Raw genomic sequence first — 18424 nt, 5'->3', positions numbered from 1 at the left:
GGCCTCTTCCCCCTCCGTCGTCTCTTCGAGCCGACACCTCCCCCGCTAGGGGGAGGATCAAGGAAGCGATCCTAGATCGCCACCCTCTTGGCGATGGCGGTGCGGCGGGCCTTGGTCTCTTGCTGGGCGCGTTGGACGGCTTCGGTCTCGGTGGCGTGCAGCAGGTGGTCGATGACGCGCTCCAGGTGGTCGCGCATGGCCTGGCGGGCCGCGCCGGGATCGTGGGCCTTCAAGGCGTCGACCACCCGGCGGTGCTCGACGATGCGGGGCTCCAGGCCCATGCCGCGGGCGCGGGTCAGGATGTTGCGGGCCAGGGGCGAGCGGTTGCGCCAGTCCCAGAGGTTCTCGATCGTGGCGATGATCGCGCCGTTGCCGGTCGCGCGGGCGATGGTCAGGTGGAATTCACGATCGGCGCCCTCGCCGCTGATTTCCTCTTCCTCGTGCATCCGCTGCAGCAGGCCTTCCAGCACGGCGATCTGCTCGTCGCTGATCGAGGTGGCGGCCAGGGCGGCGGCCTCGCCCTCGAACAGGCGGCGGGCCTCGATCAGTTCGAAGGCCCCGATCTCGAAGTCCATCTCGGCCGACGGGGCGACGGGGCGGACATTGCCGGTGACATAGATGCCCAGGCCGTGACGGGCCTCGATCATGCCCAGCATTTCCAGGGCGATCATCGCTTCACGGAGGGTGGGGCGGCTGACCCCGAACTGTTCGGCCAGCTCGCGCTCGGTCGGCAGGCGGTCGCCCAGCTTGTACTGACCGGCTTCGATCGAGTCGGCCACGGAGTCGGCGATCTTGCGGTAGAGCTTGACGTTGTCAGACATGTCGGCGGGAGCTCGAAAAGACGCGTGGCGATTGACGGCGTTCGTGATTCCTACCACGGAGACCGGGCCGTTTTGTCCTACTTTTTCGCGCTTTTCGTCGGATTGGTCAGAGTTTGTAGGCCCTCTTGGCCAGATCATAGGCCAGTTGGTGGGCGACCTCGTGGGCCTCGTCCTCGTCCATGCGGTGCTCGGCGACCAGTTGAGCCAGCCAGACGCAGTCCATCCGCCGGGCGACGTCATGGCGCGCCGGGATCGACAGGAAGGCCCGCGTATCGTCGTTGAAGCCGACCGTATTGTAGAAGCCCGCCGTCTCGGTGGTCTGCTCGCGGAAGCGGCGCATGCCCTCGGGGCTGTCGTGGAACCACCAGGCCGGACCCAGGCGCATCGCCGGATAGTGGCCGGCCAGCGGAGCAAGCTCTCGGCTGTAGCTGGTCTCGTCCAGGGTGAAGACGATGATCGTCAGGCGCGGGTCGTTACCGTAGCGGTTCAGTAGCGGCTTCAGCGCCTGGACGTATTCGGTGGCTACCGGAATGTCGGCGCCCTTGTCGCGCCCGAAGCGCTCGAAGACCCCCTGGTTGTGGCTGCGGAAACAGCCCGGGTGGATCTGCAGGACGAGGCCGTCCTGGGTGCTCATCCGCGCCATCTCGACCAGCATGTGGCCTCGGAACAGCTCGGCGTCGGCCGGGGAGGGATTGCCGCCGATCACCCGGGCGAACAGGGCGCGGACCTCGGCGTCCGGCAGGTTGGCCGTGAAAGCGCTGGGATGGCCGTGATCGCTGGAGGTGGCCCCGGCGGCGATGAAGTCGGCGCGGCGCTTCTCATGGGCCCGCAGGTAGCCGTCGTAGGTGGCGACATCCTCGCCGGTGATCTGGCCGAAGCGCTTCAGGCTGTCGGCGAAGTCCGGATGCTCGGGGTCGACGACATTGTCGGGGCGATAGGCGGTGACCACCTTGCCCTTCCAGCCCGAGGCGGCGATGGCGTGGTGGTGGTCCAGGCTGTCGACCGGGCTCTCGGTGGTGGCGATCACCTCGATGTTGAAGCGTTCGAACAGGGCCCGGGGCAGGAACTCGGGCCGCTTCAGCGCCGCGTCGATGGTGTCGTAATAGCGGTCGGCGGTCTCGGCGCAGAGCCGCTCGCGCAGGCCGAACACCTCGGCATAGACCCAGTCGTGCCACATCCGCGAGGGGGTGCCGCGCAGCAGGTGGTAGCGCTCGGCGAAGCGCCGCCAGATGGCCCGGGGATCGGTCTCGACTGGCCCGCCGTCGACGCGGGGAATGCCCAGGTCCTCCAGCGCCACGCCCTGGCTGTAGAGCATGCGGAAGACATAGTGGTCGGGGATGATCAGCAGCTCGGCCGGATTGGCGAAGGGTTCGTTGTTCGAGAACCAGCTGGGATCGGTGTGGCCGTGCGGGCTGACGATCGGCAGGTCCTTGATCCGGCCGTACAGCCGCCGCGCGATGTCGCGCATGTGCGGGTCGGCGGGGAACAGGCGGTCGGGATGCAGCGAGAGCGCGTGGGCCACTTTGGGGATCACCAGTCGTGCATCGAGCCGTCGAGACGGCGGGCCACCGGCAGATAGGCGCGCTGGTACGGATACTTGGCGGCCAGCGCCTCGTCGATGTCGACGCCCAGACCCGGCGCCTCGCCCGGATGCATCATGCCGTCCTTGAAGCTGTAGGCATGGGGGAAGACCGCGTCGGTCTCGGGCGTGTGGCGCATATATTCCTGGACGCCGAAATTGGGGATCGACAGGTCGAAGTGCAGGGCCGCGCCCATGCAGATCGGCGACAGGTCGGTGGCTCCGTGGCAGCCGGTGCGTACGTGGTGCAGATCGGCGAAGCTGGCCAGCTTCTTCAGGTGGCTGATGCCGCCGGCGTGGACCACCGTGGCGCGGATGTAGTCGATCAGCTGCTCTTCGATCAGCTGCTTGCAGTCCCAGATCGAGTTGAAGATCTCACCGACGGCCAGCGGCGTGGTGGTGTGCCGGCGGATCAGGCGGAAGCTGGCCTGGTTCTCGGCCGGGGTGGCGTCCTCCATCCAGAACAGGCGGTAGGGCTCCAGATCCTTGCCCAGCCGGCCGGCCTCGATGGGCGTCAGGCGGTGGTGGACGTCGTGCAGCAGGTGCAGCTCATGCCCCAGCCGCTCGCGGGCGGCCTCGAACAGGGCGGGGGTGCTGCGCATGTAGCGCTCGGTCGACCACAGGGTCTCCTTGGGCAGGTCGCTGTCCGCCGGCTCGTAGAAGAACTTGTCCTTGGAGACGCCGTAGGTGCCGCTCATGCCCGGCACGCCGGTCTGCAGGCGGATGGCCTTGTAGCCCTGCTCGGCATAGTGGGCGGCGTTGTCGAGGGTCTCCTCGATCGTCTCGCCATTGGCGTGGCCATAGACCATGACCCCGGTGCGGCAGGCGCCGCCCAGCAGCTGGTAGACCGGCAGGCCGGCGATCTTGCCCTTGATGTCCCAAAGCGCCGTGTCGACCGCGGCGATGGCGGCCATGGTCACGGGCCCGCGCCGCCAGTAGGCGCCCTTGTAGAGATACTGCCAGATGTCCTCGATCTGATGGGCGTCGCGGCCGATCAGGCAGGGGATGACGTGCTGGGAGAGATAGGCCTCGACCGCCAGTTCGCGGCCGTTCAGCGTGGCGTCGCCGATGCCGTACACGCCTTCGTCGGTCATGATCTTCAGGGTGACGAAATTGCGCCCCGGACATGTGACGATGGTCTTGGCGGCGATGATCTTGGGCATGAAACGCTTTGGTTGGGACCAATGGGGGCGGGGCCGAAGATCGCGGACGCGCCATGAGCCAGGCGCGATACGTCCATCTTCCTCCCTGAATACCGGTTTACCGCTACCATGAGGGTTGTCAACCCGGTGGTCTGACCACTACAAAAGTAGTGTCCCGACCTTTGACGGCGCTGTCGAGACACAACGATCGAAGCGGGAAGAACCGCATAAAATATCCGGCCTTCCGGCGACCGCCGGAATCCAGATCCAGTCTGAGCGTGGGCCCCTCCAGGCGCCTCACAGCCCCTTCAGCTGGGCCCCGGCTTTCGCCGAGGCGGTCGGGAAGATGGGAGTGAGACATGCGTTTGTTGGCGTTCGCGGCGACCCTTCTGCTCCTGGCGGCCCCGGCCGCCCGGGCCGAGGACGGCTATGACCTGTGGCTCCGCTACAAGCCGGTCGAGGCCTCGGCGAGAAGCGCCTATGCCGCCCGCGCCGCCGCCATCGCGCCGAACACGATTACGCCCACGCTGCAGGCCGCTCGCGCCGAACTGCTGCGCGGCCTCACCGGAATGGTCGGCAAGCCCGCCAGCGCCGTGGCCGGTACGCGCGACGGGGTGATCCTGATGGGCGCGGCTTGGTCCCCTCCCATCGCCAAGCTGAACCTGCCGCTGAAGGACCTCGGCGACGAGGGCTACCTGATCCGCACCCTGGCCGTGGACGGCAAGGCCACGACGGTGATCGCGGCGAACACGGACATCGGCGCCCTCTACGGCGTCTATCGCTATCTCTCGCTGATCCAGACCCGCCAGCCGGTGGACAAGCTCGACATCATGAGCTCGCCCAAGGTGAAGCTTCGGATGCTGAACCACTGGGACAACCTGAACCGCACGGTCGAGCGCGGCTATGCGGGCCAGTCGATCTTCGACTGGTGGCGGCTGCCCGGTCACGTCGACCCGCGCATGGTCGACTATGCCCGCGCCAACGCCTCGATCGGCGTCAACGGTACGGTGCTGAACAACGTCAACGCCAAGTCCGACAGCCTGACCGCGCCGTTCATCGCCAAGGCCGCGGCCCTGGCCGACACGTTCCGGCCGTACGGGATCAAGGTCTATCTGTCGGCCCGCTTCTCCTCGCCGATCGAGATCGGGGGGCTGAAGACCGCCGACCCGGCCGACCCCGCCGTCGCCGCCTTCTGGAAGGCCAAGGCCGACGAGATCTACAAGGCCATTCCCGACTTCGGCGGCTTCCTGGTGAAGGCCAATTCGGAAGGCCAGCCGGGTCCGCAGGACTATGGTCGCACCCATGTCGACGGGGCCAACATGCTGGCCGACGCGGTCGGTCCGCACGGCGGCGTCGTGATCTGGCGCGCCTTCGTCTATTCGCACGAGCAGCCCGACGACCGCGCCAAGCAGGGCTTCAACGAGTTCAAGCCGTTCGACGGCCAGTTCCGCGACAACGTGGTCATCCAGGTCAAGAACGGCGCGATCGACTTCCAGCCGCGTGAGCCGTTCCACCCGCTGTTCGGGGCCATGCCGAAATCCAACCTCGGCATGGAGTTCCAGATCACCAAGGAATATCTCGGCTTCTCGACCCACCTCGTCTATCTGGGCCCGCTCTACGAGGAGACCCTGCGCGCCGACACCATGGCCCACGGCAAGGGCTCGACCGTGGCCAAGGTGGTCGACGGCCAGCTGGACGGGCGCAAGCTGACGGTGATGGCCGGCGTGGCCAATATCGGCAGCGACCGTAACTGGAGCGGCTCGCAGTTCGACCAGGCCAACTGGTACGTCTTCGGCCGGCTGGCCTGGGACCCGGAGGCCTCGACCAAGGATATCGCCACCGACTGGGCGAAGATGACCTTCACCAACGACCCGCGCTTCGTGAAGCCGGTCGTGGACATGATGATGGGCTCGCGCGAGGCGGCCGTGGACTACATGACCCCGCTGGGTCTGCACCACCAGATGGGCCGCAGCCACCACTATGGTCCCGGCCCCTGGGTCGCCGGCGGGCCGCGCGCCGACTGGACCAGCGTCTACTACGCCAAGGCCGGACCGGACGGCTTGGGCTTCGACCGCACGGCCTCGGGCAGCAACGCCACGGCGCAGTACGCCCCGGCGGTCGGGGCCTGCTTCGCCGACCTCAAGTGCGTCGACGAGAAGGACCTGCTGTGGTTCCACCACCTGCCCTGGGACTACCGCCTGAAGTCCGGCGACACCCTGTGGGACGGGCTGGTGAAGCGCTATGGCCGGGGCGTTGGATACGTGGACGGCATGGCGCGGACCTGGTCGGGGATGGCGCCTTATGTCGAGCCGCAGCGTCACGCCGAGGTCGCCGACTACCTGAAGATCCAGCGCGACGAAGCCCAATGGTGGCGCGACGCCTCGGTGGCCTGGTTCGGGAGCTTCTCGAAACGCCCGCTGCCGGCCGGGGAGAAGCCGCCGCCGAAGAGCCTGGAGGCGTACGAGGCGATGCAGTTCCCGTGGGCGCCGGGGAATTAGATCCTCCCCCTAGCGGGGGAGGTGGCGCGAAGCGCCGGAGGGGGCACTTGTCCTGGCCCTGCCTCTTCCCCCTCCGTCGGCTGCGCCGACACCTCCCCCACTAGGGGGAGGATTGGGGGCTGGCGGTTTGCGTGATTTGCTTCGTCAGTTCCCCTGACCCCCTCTCACCGAGCCCCGCCCCGCATGAAGCTCCTCGCCACCACGATCGTCGCCGCGTTCCTGGCCACGGCCGCCTCCGCCGCCCCGCTCAACGTTCCGGCTGCCCTCAGGACCATCGACGTCCAGCTCGACCGCGACTACCCGGCGCTGGACGCGCTCTACAAGGACATCCACGCCCATCCGGAGCTGGGGTTCCAGGAGGTTGAGACCGCCGCCAAGCTGGCCGAGGCAATGCGCGCCCTGGGCTTCACCGTGACCGAGGGCGTCGGCAAGACCGGCGTGGTGGCGGTGCTCAAGAACGGTGATGGCCCCAAGATTCTGGTCCGTACCGAGCTGGACGCCCTGCCGATGCAGGAGAAGACCGGCCTGGCCTATGCCAGCCAGGTGACCGCGATGTGGAACGGCGAGAAGGTCTTTGTCGACCATGCCTGCGGCCACGACATCCACATGGCCGCCTGGGTCGGGACCGCCCGCCAGCTGGTGGCCCTCAAGGCCAAATGGAAGGGCACGCTGGTCTTCGTCGCCCAGCCGTCCGAGGAGACGGTCAGCGGCGCGCGGGCCATGCTGGCCGACGGCCTGTGGGACAAGATCGGCGGCAAGCCCGACTACGGCTTCACCCTGCACGTCGGCAACGATCCGGCCGGTCAGGTCTCGTACAAGGCCGGGGTGCTGACCTCGACCTCGGACGGCATCGACCTGACCTTCGTGGGCCGGGGCGGGCACGGCTCGATGCCCAGCGCCACGATCGACCCGATCCTGATGGCCAGCCGCTTCGTGGTCGACGTCCAGAGCGTGATCAGCCGCGAGAAGGACCCGGCCCAGTTCGGCGTCGTCACCATCGGTTCGATCCAGGCGGGCAGCGCCGGCAACATCATCCCCGACCGGGCCCGGCTGCGCGGCACGATCCGCACCCAGGACGCGGAGGTGCGCGACAAGATCCTGGCCGGGGTCCAGCGCACCGCCAAGGCCGTGGCCGTCATGGCCGGCGCGCCCGAGCCCGAGCTGAAGCTCACCCCCGGCGGCAAGGCGGTGGTCAATGACGCGGCCCTGACCGAGCGCACGGCGGCGGTGTTCAAGGCCGCCTTCGGCCCCCGCGCGGTGGCGCAGGACAAGCCGGGCTCGGCCTCGGAGGACTATTCGGAGTTCATCCTGGCCGGCGTGCCCTCGGTCTATTTCGGCATCGGCGGCTACGACCCGGCGGTGATCGAGAAGGCCAAGGCCGAGGGCAAGCCGCTGCCGACCAACCACTCGCCGTTCTTCGCCCCCACGCCCGAGCCGACGATCTGGACGGGGGTGCGGGCGATGACCTTGGCGGTGCTGGGGGTGGCGGGGAGGTAGGGGCTCACAGGTCGGCGAACAACTGTTTGACGCCGCTCGCCGCTGGCCTAAGCTCTCCTCGCCCAGCAAGGGCGATAGGGGAACGACGCATGGCCAGGATCGCCGCGAACGGGATCGAGCTCGAATACGACGTCCATGGTCCCGAGACGGGCGAGCCGCTGCTGCTGATCATGGGCCTGGGACAGCAGCTGACCCGCTGGCCGCTGAACCTGGTGGAGAAGCTGGTCGCCGAGGGCTTCCGGGTGATCCGCTTCGACAATCGCGACATCGGCCTGTCGACCGGCTTCGACGCGGCCGGCGTGCCCGAGATCCCGACGGTGATCGGGGCGATGATGAGCGGCCAGAAGCCCGCCGTGCCCTATCTGCTGGCCGACATGGCCGCCGACGCCGCCGGCTTGCTGGACGCGCTGGGAATCGCCCATGCGCACGTGGCCGGCGTCTCGATGGGCGGGATGATCGGCCAGATGCTGGCGGCCCTGCATCCGCAGAAGGTGCTGTCGCTGGTCTCGGTGATGTCCACGACCGGCAATCCGGCGGTGCCCCCGGCCACGCCCGAGGCTCTGTCGGTGCTCTATGCTCGCCCTGAGAAGACCGATCTCGACAGCCTGGTCGAGCACGCCCTGAAAGCCCAGATCGCCATCCAGAGCCCGGCCTGGCCGGTCGATCCGGCGACCGAGCGGCCCAAGCTGCGCGCCGCCATCGAGCGAGCCTTCCACCCCGCCGGCGTGGCGCGCCAGATGGTGGCCGTGATCGCCTCGGGCGACCGTCGCGAGGCGCTGAAGACCATCAGCGCCCCGACCGTCGTGCTGCACGGCGACGCCGACCCCCTGGTCCGCGTCGAGGGCGGCAAGGACACCGCCGCCACCATTCCCGGCGCCGAACTGCGCATCGTCGAGGGCATGGGCCACGACCTGCCCGAGGCGACGCACCCGCTGTTCGTCGACGCGGTGGTCAGCGCGGCGGCGCGGGCGCGGGTGATGGTTTAGGGGGATCGAGCCCTCTCTCATAGAGAGAGGGAGGGGCCCGCGCCGGAGGCGTGGGAGGGTGAGTGGTTACACCGCTTGCCGGGAACCCAGGGATCATTCTGCAGTGGGGGCGCTGCGGCGAGATTTCCGGATCTGACCGCCGGCTTCCGGCGGCTTCGTCAGAGCTCCATTCGGTGAGGGTGTAACCACTCACCCTCCCATGCTGCGCATGGGCCCCTCCCTCTCTCTCAGAGAGAGGGATTCAACGTCCGTCTCTCAGCCCATCGCGTCGCAGTTCTCCCGGATGAACGCCATGTGGTCCGGCATCACCTCGGCGGACTTGGCGATGACCGACTTGATCTCGGCCATGCGCGACTTGAACAGGCCCTCGTCCATGTTGTCAGCCATCGGGTCGTAGCCTTCGGGAACGATCCCCTGGCCGATGAAGACGGCGAACCACGAGGTGTCGTTGAACAGCTCCTCGTTCTCGCGGAAGATCCGGCCAGAGCCTTTGAACAGCTCGATCTTGTCGGCCAGATAGTCGGGGATCGGCATCTCGCGCAGATAGTCCCAGTAGGGGGTGTCGTTGCGCTCGGTGGCCTTGAAGTGGAGGATCAGGAAGTCCCGGATCTTCTCGTATTCGAAGGTCATGGTCCGGTTGTAGCGGTCGGTGTCGGCCTGCCGGAAATGGCGGTCGGGGAAGTGGGCCAAGAGGCGCGAGATCCCGACCTGGATCAGGTGGATCGACTGGCTTTCCAGCGGTTCCATGAAGCCCGCCGACAGGCCGATCGAGACGACGTTCTTGTCCCAGCTCTTCTTGCGGCGGCCGGCGGTGAAGCGCAGCAGGTTCGGCTCGGCCAGGGGCTCGCCGTCGAGGTTCTTCAGGAGATCGGCGGTGGCCTCGTCGTCACTGATGAACTGGCTGGAATAGGCGTAGCCATTGCCCAGGCGGTGCTGCAGCGGGATGCGCCACTGCCAGCCGGCCGGACGGGCGCTGGCCCGCGTCACCGGGGCCAGCGAGCCGGCCAGGGTGCAGGGCATGGCCACGGCGCGGTCGTTCAGCAGCCACTGGCTCCAGTCCTCGTAGCCGGCCTTCAGGGTCTGCTCGATCAGCAGGCCCCGGAAGCCCGAGCAGTCGATGAACAGGTCGCCCTCGAGCACCTGGCCGCTTTCCAGGGTCACCGAGGTGACATGGCCGCTCTCGCCGTCCTGCTGGACCGAGGCGATCTTGCCCTCCTGGCGCACGACGCTGCGCGCCTCGGCGTATTCGCGCAGGAACTTGGCGTAGAGGCCGGCGTCGAACTGGAAGGCGTAGGCGATCTGGCCCAGCGGCGAATTGGGCTGGTTGCTAGGCCGCATGAACTTGCTCTGGCGCGAGCCGACCGTCTGCAGGCTGTAGGCGCCCAGGTCGTCGTCCAGGCCCATGGCGCGGGCCTTGAGCCAGTAGGCGTGGAACGACACCCCCTCCATGTCGACGCCATAGGGGCCGAACGGGTGGTGGTAGCTGTGGCCGATCCGTTGCCAGTCGACGAAGTCGATGCCCAGCTTGAAGGTGGCCTTGGTCTTCTTGACGAAGTCGTTCTCGTCCAGCCCCAGCATCCGGTTGAAGATGTTGATCTGCGGGATCGTCGACTCGCCGACGCCGACCGTACCGATGGCCTCGGACTCGACCAGGGTGACCTTCGTGTAGCCGTCCTTCAGGAAGCGCCCCAGGGCGGCGGCGGTCATCCAGCCGGCGGTGCCGCCGCCGACGATGACGATGCGGCGCAGGCGGTGGTCGGCGGTCATGCGGTGAATCCGGGCGTGGCGCAGTAGCGGGCGATGAACTGTTCGTGGGTCGGCAGGGCGTCCGAGGTCTGGCGGACGAGGCTGGCCAGGCGCTCCAACTGGCCTTTCAGGAAGGCCTCGTCGTACTGGTCGACCAGCGGGTCGTGGCGCTGCGGCGTGACGCCCTGGCCCAGCAGCACGGCGATCCAGCTGGGCTCGGCGAACAGGTCATAGTCCGACTGGAACAGGCGTCCGGAGGCGCGGAACAGGTCCATCTTGCGCTTCAGGTCGGCCGGGATCTCCATCTCGCGCAGCTGCTTCCAGTACGGCTCGGGCCGGTTGTTGGCGTGGAAGTGCAGGATGATGAAGTCGCGGATCAGCTCGACCTGCAGGATGGTCAGGCGGTTGTACTCGGCGATCTCGACGGGGTTGAAGCCCTTGTCCGGGAACAGCGCCAAGAGCTTGGTGATGCCGGCCTGGATCATGTGGATGCTGGTGCTTTCCAGCGGCTCCAGGAAGCCCGACGACAGGCCGATGGCCACGACGTTCTTGTTCCAGATCTGCTTGCGGCGACCGGGGCGGAACTTGATGAAGTTCGGCTTCTGGGTCGGGGCGCCGTCCAGGGTGCTCTCCAGCGTCTTCAGCGCGTCCTCGTCGCTGATGTGCTTGGACGAATAGACATAGCCGGTGCCGATCCGGTGCTGCAGCGGGATGCGCCAGATCCAGCCGGCCTCGTGGGCGGTGGCGCGGGTGAAGGGCGAGAGGCCGTCGCCGCCCATCTCGCACTGCAGGGCCACGGCGCGATCGTTGGCCAGCCAGTGACCCCAGTCCTCGAAGCCGGTCTTCAGGGTCTGCTCGATCAGCAGGGCGCGGAAGCCGGTGCAGTCGACGAACAGGTCCGCCTCCAGCACCCGGCCATCCTCCAGGGTGACGCCGGTGATGAAGCCGGTCTCGCCGTTCTGGCCCACTTCGGCGACCTTGCCCTCGACCCGGACCACGCCGCGCTTCTCGGCATAGTCGCGCAGGTATTTGGCGTAGAGGCTGGCGTCGAAGTGGAAGGCGTACTTGATGCTGGACAGCACCTGGCCGGGGTCCTTGCTGGGCAGCATGAACTTGCCGTGGGTGGCGGCGGTGGCCGGCAGGTTGAAGTCGTCGATCGGCGGGGCCCAGCCCTCGTGGTGGGCGCGCAGCCAGAACTGGTGGAACTTCAGCGCCTCGATATCCAGGCCGAAATTGCCGAACGGGTGCAGGTAGCGATGGCCGGGGCCCATCCAGTCCTTGAACTCGATGGCCAGCTTGAAGCTGCCCTTGGTGGCCCGCATGAACTCGGCCTCGTCGATGCCGAGGATCTGGTTGAAGGTGGTGATCGGCGGGATCGTCGCCTCGCCGACCCCGACCGTGGAGATCTGGTCGGACTCCACCAGGGTGACGGACACGCCCTTGGTGTCGAGCACCTTGGACAGGGCGGCGGCCGTCATCCAGCCGGCGGTGCCGCCGCCGACGATCAGGACCTTGCGGATGGGGTTTGGGGTCATGGGTTCGAACTCAACAGAAAATCATGTGTCACCCCGGACGACTCGGAGGGGCGATCCGGGACCCAGGGGGGGAAGGAACGCCGCGCACGCCGCCCCTGGGTCCCGGCTCTACGCGCTGCGCGCTTCGGCCGGGATGACACGGAAAATAGGGGGTGGGTTCAGACACGCGGCATCGCCTCCGCCGTCTGGGCGATCACCGCTTTCATGCGGCTCAGCGTCTCGCGCGTGCGCTCCAGCGGCATGCGTTCGACCAGCGGGTCCCAGCGCTTGGGGACGATCCCGCGCGCCAGCAGGGCGTGGACCCAGGCGCTCTCGGGCCAGGCCTCCTCGTCGTACATGACGACGCGGCCCCGACTTTCGAACTGGGCCAGCTTCCAGGCCAGGGGCTCGGGCGGATTGTCCAGCACGCCCCAGCGCAGGATGGCCATGTCGCGGGCGCGCTCCAGCGCAGCGCTCGACAGGCGGTTATATTCGTCGACGGCGGCGGGGCCGGTGGGGAACAGGGCGACCAGGCGCGAGACGTCGTTCTGCAGCAGTTGCAGGTCGCCGCCGTCCGCCGCGCCGATGGCGCCGGCCGAGGTTCCGAGCGCCACGACGTTGCCGACCATGGCCCGCGCCCGGCGGCCGGCCTTCAGCGGCGCGCCCGGGGTGAAGACCGGCAGCAGACCCTTGGGCTCGGTCATGGCCAGGCCGCTGGGCAGCCAGGCGCTCCAGTCGATCCAGGCTTCATGGCCGATCAGGACAGCGTCCTCGCCCGAGGCGTCGACCAGGAGATCCGCGTCGGGGCGGCCGTCCGTGACCTGGGCCCCGGCCTTCAGGGCCACGTCCTTCAGCAGGGTCGCATAGCCCGCCGCGTCCAGGGTCAGGCCGTGGTCCAGGGTCGAGAGCGGCGAGCGCGGGTCCGGGCTCGCGGGGGCGAAGCGGCCGCGCTGGGCGGCCTGGGCGGCCAGGCTCCAGTCGCTGAGCGGCGCGCCCTCTCCGGCCCGCAGCCAGTAGTGATGGAACGGCAGGCCGTCGAAGCTGGCCCCGGTCTCGCCGAACGGCGCGATCGTCTCGCCGTAGCGGGCCCCCAGGCGCGGCGCCACGGCGGCGGTGCGGACCAGGGCGACCTCGGAAACCCCCAGGCGGGCGTGCAGGCCGCGCAGGGACGGCAGAGTGGCGATGCGGCCGGACGGCGGCGGCCCGGTCTCGGAGACCACGACCTCGGCCACGCCCTTGCCCGCCGTCGCCAGGGCGGCGGCGGTCATCCAGGCGTCGATCCCTCGACCCACGATCAGGACGCGCTTCATGCGGGGACGCCTTTTTCGGAGGTTCGGGCGTCGGCGACCGAGCGCAGATAGGTCTCGTGCTCCGGCATGGCCGCGACCGTGCGGGCGACGGCGGCCTTCAGCTCGGCCAGGACCTTGGCGGACTGGGCCGGATCGACCGCCTCGACCAGCGGGTCATGGCCGTCGGGCGCGATGTTCTGGCCCAGATAGACGGCCAGCCACGAGGGCTCCTTGAAGAAGCCGTCCTTGTAGCCGACCACCAGGCCGCGCTCGCGGAACAAGTCCATCTTGCCGGCCAGGCTGTCGGGGATGGGCGCGGCGCGGCGGTCGTTCCAGAAGTCGGAATCGTCCCGCTGGTTGGCGTGGTAGTGCAGCACGAGGAAGTCGCGGATCCGCTCGAACTCCAGGTCCATGACCCGGTTGTACTCGTCCTGGTCGGCCTGTTCGCAGCCCTGGTGCGGGAAGAGTTCCAGCAGGGTGGTGATCGCCACCTGGATCAGGTGGATCGAGGTGCTCTCCAGCGGCTCCAGGAAGCCCGACGACAGGCCGACGGCCACGACGTTCTTCAGCCACTGCTTCTTGCGGCGGCCGGTGACGAAGCGGAGGAATCGCGGGTCCTGCTGCGCCTTGCCGTCCAGCTTCGAGACCAGCACCCGGGCGGCCTCGTCGTCGCTGATATAGCTGGAGCAATAGACATAGCCGTTGCCGACCCGGTGCTGCAGCGGGATGCGCCAGCGCCAGCCGGCCTGGTCGGAGGTCGCGCGGGTCAGGGGCGTGGCGGGCTCGACCGACTCGCAGGGCACGGCGGCGGCGCGGTCGCAGGGCAGCCATTGGGTCCAGTCGTCATAGCCGGCCTTCAGCGCGCCCTCGATCAGCAGGCCCCGGAATCCGGAGCAGTCGATGAACAGGTCGCCTTCAATGGTCTGACCACTCTCGAGCGTCACGCCGGTGACGAAGCCATCCTCGGGGCGCTGCTGCACCGTGGCGATCTTGCCCTCGGTGCGAACGACGCCCCGGGCTTCGGAATAGGCGCGCAGATAGAGGGCGTAGAGGCCGGCGTCGAACTGGTAGGCGTAGTTGAAGGTCGAGCCCAGCGAGCGCGGATCGGGGGAGGGCGGCGCGAACTTGCCGGCCAGGCCCGCCATGATCGGCAGGCTGTAGGCCTGGATCGAATCGGCTTCGCGCCCCTCCCGTTCGGCGAGCGCCTTCGCCCGCAGCCAGTGCTGGTGGAAGGGGATGCCGCCGATCGGATGGCCGAAGGCGCCGAACGGGTGGACGTAGGCCTCGCCCTTCTTGCCCCAGTCGCGGAATTCGATGCCCAGCTTGTAGGTGGCCTGGGTCTTCCGCATGAAGTCGGCTTCGTCCAAACCCAGGCGGGCGTTGTAGTTGCGGATGTGCGGGACCGTGGCCTCGCCGACGCCGACGGTGCCGATCTCGGCCGACTCGACCAGCGCGATGGAGATCGGCAGGCCCTTCAGCACCGCGACCAGGCCGGCGGCGGTCATCCAGCCGGCCGTGCCGCCGCCGACGATGACGATCTTGCGAATGGGGGTCATGGACGGAGCTTAGGGTTCGTCGCGCCGCGGAGGGAAGGGTGCGGCATTCGGACGCGCCCCGTCGAAACGGCTCCTGGGCCCGCGCGGACGGTCTCGTCCATCATTATGCTCCCTCCCCCAGGGGCCGTTTTCTCAGGCCGGGTACGTCAGAGGACCCATACCGAGCAGTCAAAAATTGACAACGCTGTCTAGCGTTGTCATCGTTCTTATAGCCGGACGACAAGAATCCGGTCGACGTGGCCAGACCACGGAAGGGGAGGTGACCAGGTTCGGAAACAGCGCGCAAAGCCCGCGTGGCGGGGCGGCTGCTACCCAAAATGGTAACGTTCCCATTCCTTATGGCTAAACGAACCTGGCGTTTGTGACAACGCTTGACGACCAGTGGTCTGTCGTGTGATCTGACCACAATGGTCACGGTAACATGATCAATGGTAGCGCTACCTTGCTACCAGAACGACAAAAAGGGGAGGTGGACTAAATGGGCACGGCCAACGGGCCGTCCGCTAAGAGCGGACGCAATTCCTTCACAACGCGACTGAAGTACGGGGCTTCGATGCTGGCGCTGGGCGCGCTGGTCGTCGGCGCGCCGGCCATGGCGCAAACCGCGAAGCCTGACACGGCGACGGTCGACGAAGTCATCGTCACCAGCATCAAGCAGAGCCTCAAGAGCAGCCAGCAGCTGAAGCAGTCGTCCGAAATCATCGGCGACTCGATCACCGCCGAAGACATCGGCGCTCTGCCGGACCGCTCGGTCACCGAAGCGCTGCAGCGCATCCCGGGCGTGGCCATCAACCGTTTCGCCGCCGGCGTCGACCCCGACCACTTCTCGGTCGAAGGTTCGGGCGTCGTCGTGCGCGGCCTGAACTTCGTGCGTTCGGAGCTGAACGGCCGCGACAGCTTCTCGGCCAACAACGGCCGCTCCCTGTCGTTCGCCGACGTCCCGTCGGAACTGATGGGCGGCGTCGACGTCTTCAAGAGCCCGTCGGCCGACCTGATCGAAGGCGGCATCTCGGGCACCGTGAACCTGCGTACGCGCCTGCCGTTCGACAACAGCAAGCGCCAGATGCTGTCGATGTCGCTGGAAAACAGCTACGGCGACCTGATCAAGAAGTGGGCCCCCAGCTTCACGCTGATGGGCAGCAAGCGCTTCGACACCAGCATCGGTGAGTTCGGCGTCCTGGCCAGCTACACCAACTCCAAGCTCTGGACCCGTTCGGACGGCACCCAGGCTTCGAACTTCGCCTGCCGCACCAACCTGGGCCAGACGCCCGCGGACTGCGGCAACGGCACCCGCGGCGTGTGGTTCCCGCGCGGCGCGGCGTTCCGCTCGACGACCACCGAGCGTGATCGTGAAGGTCAGGCCGCCGCCATCCAATGGCGCAGCACCGACCGCACCATGGTCGCCACGGTTCAGTACCTGCGTTCGGACTCGCGCCAGCAGTGGACCGAGCACGCGATCGAAGTCGCCACCGACAACGTCGCCGCCAACGGCGACTCGCGTCCGGTCGCCGGCACCAGCTTCACCTTCGACGGCGACGGCATCTTCACGAACGGGCTGGTCACCGGCACGACCGGCTGGCGCGCCGACCAGAACTCGGGCGAGCGCCGCACGCCGATCGACGGCCTGCAGTCGAACAACGTCCGCCGCGACGTCGACCAGAAGTATACGACCAGCGATTTCGGCGCGAACTTCAAGTGGACGCCGAACGACAACTGGGGCTTCCAGCTCGACTACCAGCACGTTTCTTCCAAGGTGAAGATGCTGGACGTCGGTCTGTGGGGCTCCAGCTTCCAGAACCTGGCCATGAACCTGCGCGGCAACGAGCCGCCGATCTTCAGCTTCGCTCCGCCCAGCAATGGCGGCGTGGTGGTTCAGTGCCCGGCGCCGACCTCGAGCTGCCCGACCTATTACAACGGTTCGAACAACAGCTTCAGCAGCCCGTACAACTCGTTCTGGCGCGCCGCCATGGACCACTACGAGATGTCGGACGGCGAGGAAGACGCCCTCAAGTTCGACGTCGAGTACAAGTTCGACGACAGCCCGTGGCTCGACTCGGTCAAGGCCGGCGTGCGCTGGTCGGATCGTGACCAGACCACCCGCTTCTCGTCCTACAACTGGGGCGTGGTCAGCGAGATCTGGGGCGAAGGCGGCCCGGTCTGGATGAGCGACAAGGTCAACGGCGTGCCGGAACTCAACGGCGTGCCCGGCACGGTCGGCGAGGACAGCACCAGCAAGATCGAGCTGTTCACCTACGACAACTTCTTCCGCAACAAGGTTCCGCTGCCGACCGGCAACGAGCCGCGGCCGTTCTACAACCAGAACATCACCCAGAACTACGCGGCCTTCGCGGCCTTCGTGAAGCAGGTCGGCGCTGAATGGCGTCCGACGTACGCCGCCGACGGCTGCCCGCAGAACTGGGTGCCTCTGGCTCAGCGTTGCGGCACCGTCGCCGGCACGCCGTTCCGTCCGAACGAAGTCAACCCGATCGAAGAGAAGAACAAGGCCGCCTATCTGATGGCGCGCTTCAAGCACGACTTCGACGGCGGCATCCGCCTGACCGGCAACATCGGCGTGCGCTACACCAAGACCGACCGCGAGACCTCGGGCTTCCTGGCCTATCCGCTGTCGAGCTCGGTGACGAGCGAAGCGACCTGCTCGACGCCCGTGACGCCGCCGGCCACCCTGCCGATCTTCTGTACGGCGCTCACCGCGGCCACCCGTCAGGAACTGCGCAACTGGGCTAACGGCGCGCTGATCGCCAACACGGCCGGCACCTCGTACGACTACTTCCTGCCGAGCTTCAACGCCAAGCTGGCCCTGCCGAACAAGATGCAGTTCCGCCTGGGCCTGTCGAAGACGGTGACGCCGCCGGACGTCGGTCTGGTCCGCAACTACTACAACCTCTCGGTCAACTCGAACGCCGACGGCATCATCAATGGCCGTCCGTCGGGCACCACGACCGTGGGTAACCCGAAGCTGAAGCCCATCGAGTCGACCAACATCGACCTGTCGGGCGAATGGTACTTCGCGCCGGTCGGCTCGCTGACGGTGGCCCTGTTCCACAAGGACCTGACCAACGTCATCACCAACGGTACGGCCCGTCTGCCCTTCACCAACAACGGTGCGACCTTCGACGTGGCCATCACGACGCCGGTCAACTCGAAGGACAAGGCCAAGATCGACGGCTTCGAAATCGGCTACCAGCAGTTCTATGACTTCCTGCCCAAGCCGTTCGATGGCTTCGGCATCAACGCCAACTACAGCTACATCAAGAGCTCGGGCGTGCGTCAGTCGACGCTGTCGGCGACCGACCCTGACGTCGCCGCCGGCCGTGTCGCCAACATCGACACCAGCCTGCTGCCGCTGCAGGGCCTGTCGAAGCACAACGCCAACTTCGCCGCCATCTACGAGAAGGGCAAAATCTCGGCCCGCCTCGCCTACAACTGGCGCTCGGAGTTCCTGCTGACCGTCCGTGACGTGATCGTGCCGTTCGCGCCGATCATGAACCAGGCCACCGGTCAGCTGGACGGTTCGCTGTTCTACACGATCAACTCGAACATGAAGGTCGGGGTGCAGGGCGTGAACCTGCTCAACGAGATCACCCAGACCAACCAGGTGCTGAACAACAAGCTGCTCGATACGGGCCGCTCCTGGTTCATGAACGACCGTCGCTACTCGCTGGTCCTGCGCGCCAGCTTCTAGTTCCGCTGATTTCCCGACCCGGGTTCCTCACTCGGGTCGGGACGTCACGGATGGGTTTCGTCGACGCTTGGCCTTTCTCCTGTGAGGTCGGGC

Annotated in this window: 11 protein-coding genes; 4 read left to right on the top strand and 7 right to left on the bottom strand. The window is 67.4% G+C overall.

Features of this window, described 5'->3' with window-relative positions; all coding sequences use genetic code 11:
* Positions 1-71: 71 nt before the first annotated feature.
* The 3 genes from AC1RRV_RS17850 to manD form a co-directional block, all read right to left on the bottom strand.
* On the bottom strand, positions 72-821 hold the full coding sequence (locus AC1RRV_RS17850; RefSeq protein ID WP_492860986.1) for a FadR/GntR family transcriptional regulator: 750 nt from the start codon (positions 819-821) through the stop codon (positions 72-74).
* Positions 822-927: 106 nt separating this feature from the next.
* Positions 928-2343 carry a glucuronate isomerase gene (uxaC, locus tag AC1RRV_RS17845; protein WP_492861134.1) on the bottom strand — a complete coding sequence of 472 codons (1416 nt, stop codon included), beginning with the start codon at positions 2341-2343 and terminating at the stop codon, positions 928-930.
* A gap of 8 nt (positions 2344-2351) precedes the next feature.
* On the bottom strand, positions 2352-3563 hold the full coding sequence (gene manD, locus AC1RRV_RS17840; RefSeq protein WP_492860985.1) for a D-mannonate dehydratase ManD: 1212 nt from the start codon (positions 3561-3563) through the stop codon (positions 2352-2354).
* Positions 3564-3901: 338 nt separating this feature from the next.
* Here manD and AC1RRV_RS17835 point away from each other — a divergent pair, with 338 nt between their 5' ends.
* From AC1RRV_RS17835 to AC1RRV_RS17825, 3 genes are all read left to right on the top strand, one after another.
* Complete coding sequence (locus AC1RRV_RS17835; RefSeq protein ID WP_492860984.1) at positions 3902-6040, top strand: alpha-glucuronidase family glycosyl hydrolase; 2139 nt, start codon at positions 3902-3904, stop codon at positions 6038-6040.
* A gap of 183 nt (positions 6041-6223) precedes the next feature.
* Positions 6224-7537 carry an amidohydrolase gene (locus tag AC1RRV_RS17830; protein WP_492860983.1) on the top strand — a complete coding sequence of 438 codons (1314 nt, stop codon included), beginning with the start codon at positions 6224-6226 and terminating at the stop codon, positions 7535-7537.
* 89 nt (positions 7538-7626) lie between these two features.
* Entirely contained in the window at positions 7627-8523 is an 897-nt protein-coding gene (locus tag AC1RRV_RS17825) for an alpha/beta fold hydrolase (protein ID WP_492860982.1), read from the top strand.
* Between the two features lie 255 nt (positions 8524-8778).
* Here AC1RRV_RS17825 and AC1RRV_RS17820 read toward each other — a convergent pair whose 3' ends face one another.
* From AC1RRV_RS17820 to AC1RRV_RS17805, 4 genes are all read right to left on the bottom strand, one after another.
* A complete protein-coding gene (locus tag AC1RRV_RS17820) occupies positions 8779-10290 on the bottom strand; it encodes a tryptophan halogenase family protein (protein WP_492860981.1) in 1512 nt (503 codons plus the stop codon).
* Complete coding sequence (locus tag AC1RRV_RS17815) at positions 10287-11804, bottom strand: tryptophan halogenase family protein (RefSeq protein WP_492860980.1); 1518 nt, start codon at positions 11802-11804, stop codon at positions 10287-10289. The genes AC1RRV_RS17820 and AC1RRV_RS17815 overlap by 4 nt, the downstream gene beginning before the upstream one ends.
* 158 nt (positions 11805-11962) lie before the next feature.
* Positions 11963-13093 (bottom strand): tryptophan 7-halogenase, encoded by a 1131-nt coding sequence (locus AC1RRV_RS17810; RefSeq protein WP_492860979.1) that lies wholly within the window; start codon positions 13091-13093, stop codon positions 11963-11965.
* Entirely contained in the window at positions 13090-14628 is a 1539-nt protein-coding gene (locus tag AC1RRV_RS17805; RefSeq protein ID WP_492860978.1) for a tryptophan halogenase family protein, read from the bottom strand. Before AC1RRV_RS17805 ends, AC1RRV_RS17810 begins: the two co-directional genes overlap by 4 nt.
* Positions 14629-15181: 553 nt before the next feature.
* Here AC1RRV_RS17805 and AC1RRV_RS17800 point away from each other — a divergent pair.
* On the top strand, positions 15182-18331 hold the full coding sequence (locus AC1RRV_RS17800) for a TonB-dependent receptor (protein WP_492860977.1): 3150 nt from the start codon (positions 15182-15184) through the stop codon (positions 18329-18331).
* Positions 18332-18424: the final 93 nt, after the last annotated feature.

It is taken from the genome of Caulobacter sp. GW821-FHT11E10, from assembly GCF_058808375.1.
The sequence above is the reverse complement of the archived record's forward strand: the minus strand, read 5'-3'. Positions and strand labels throughout refer to the sequence as shown.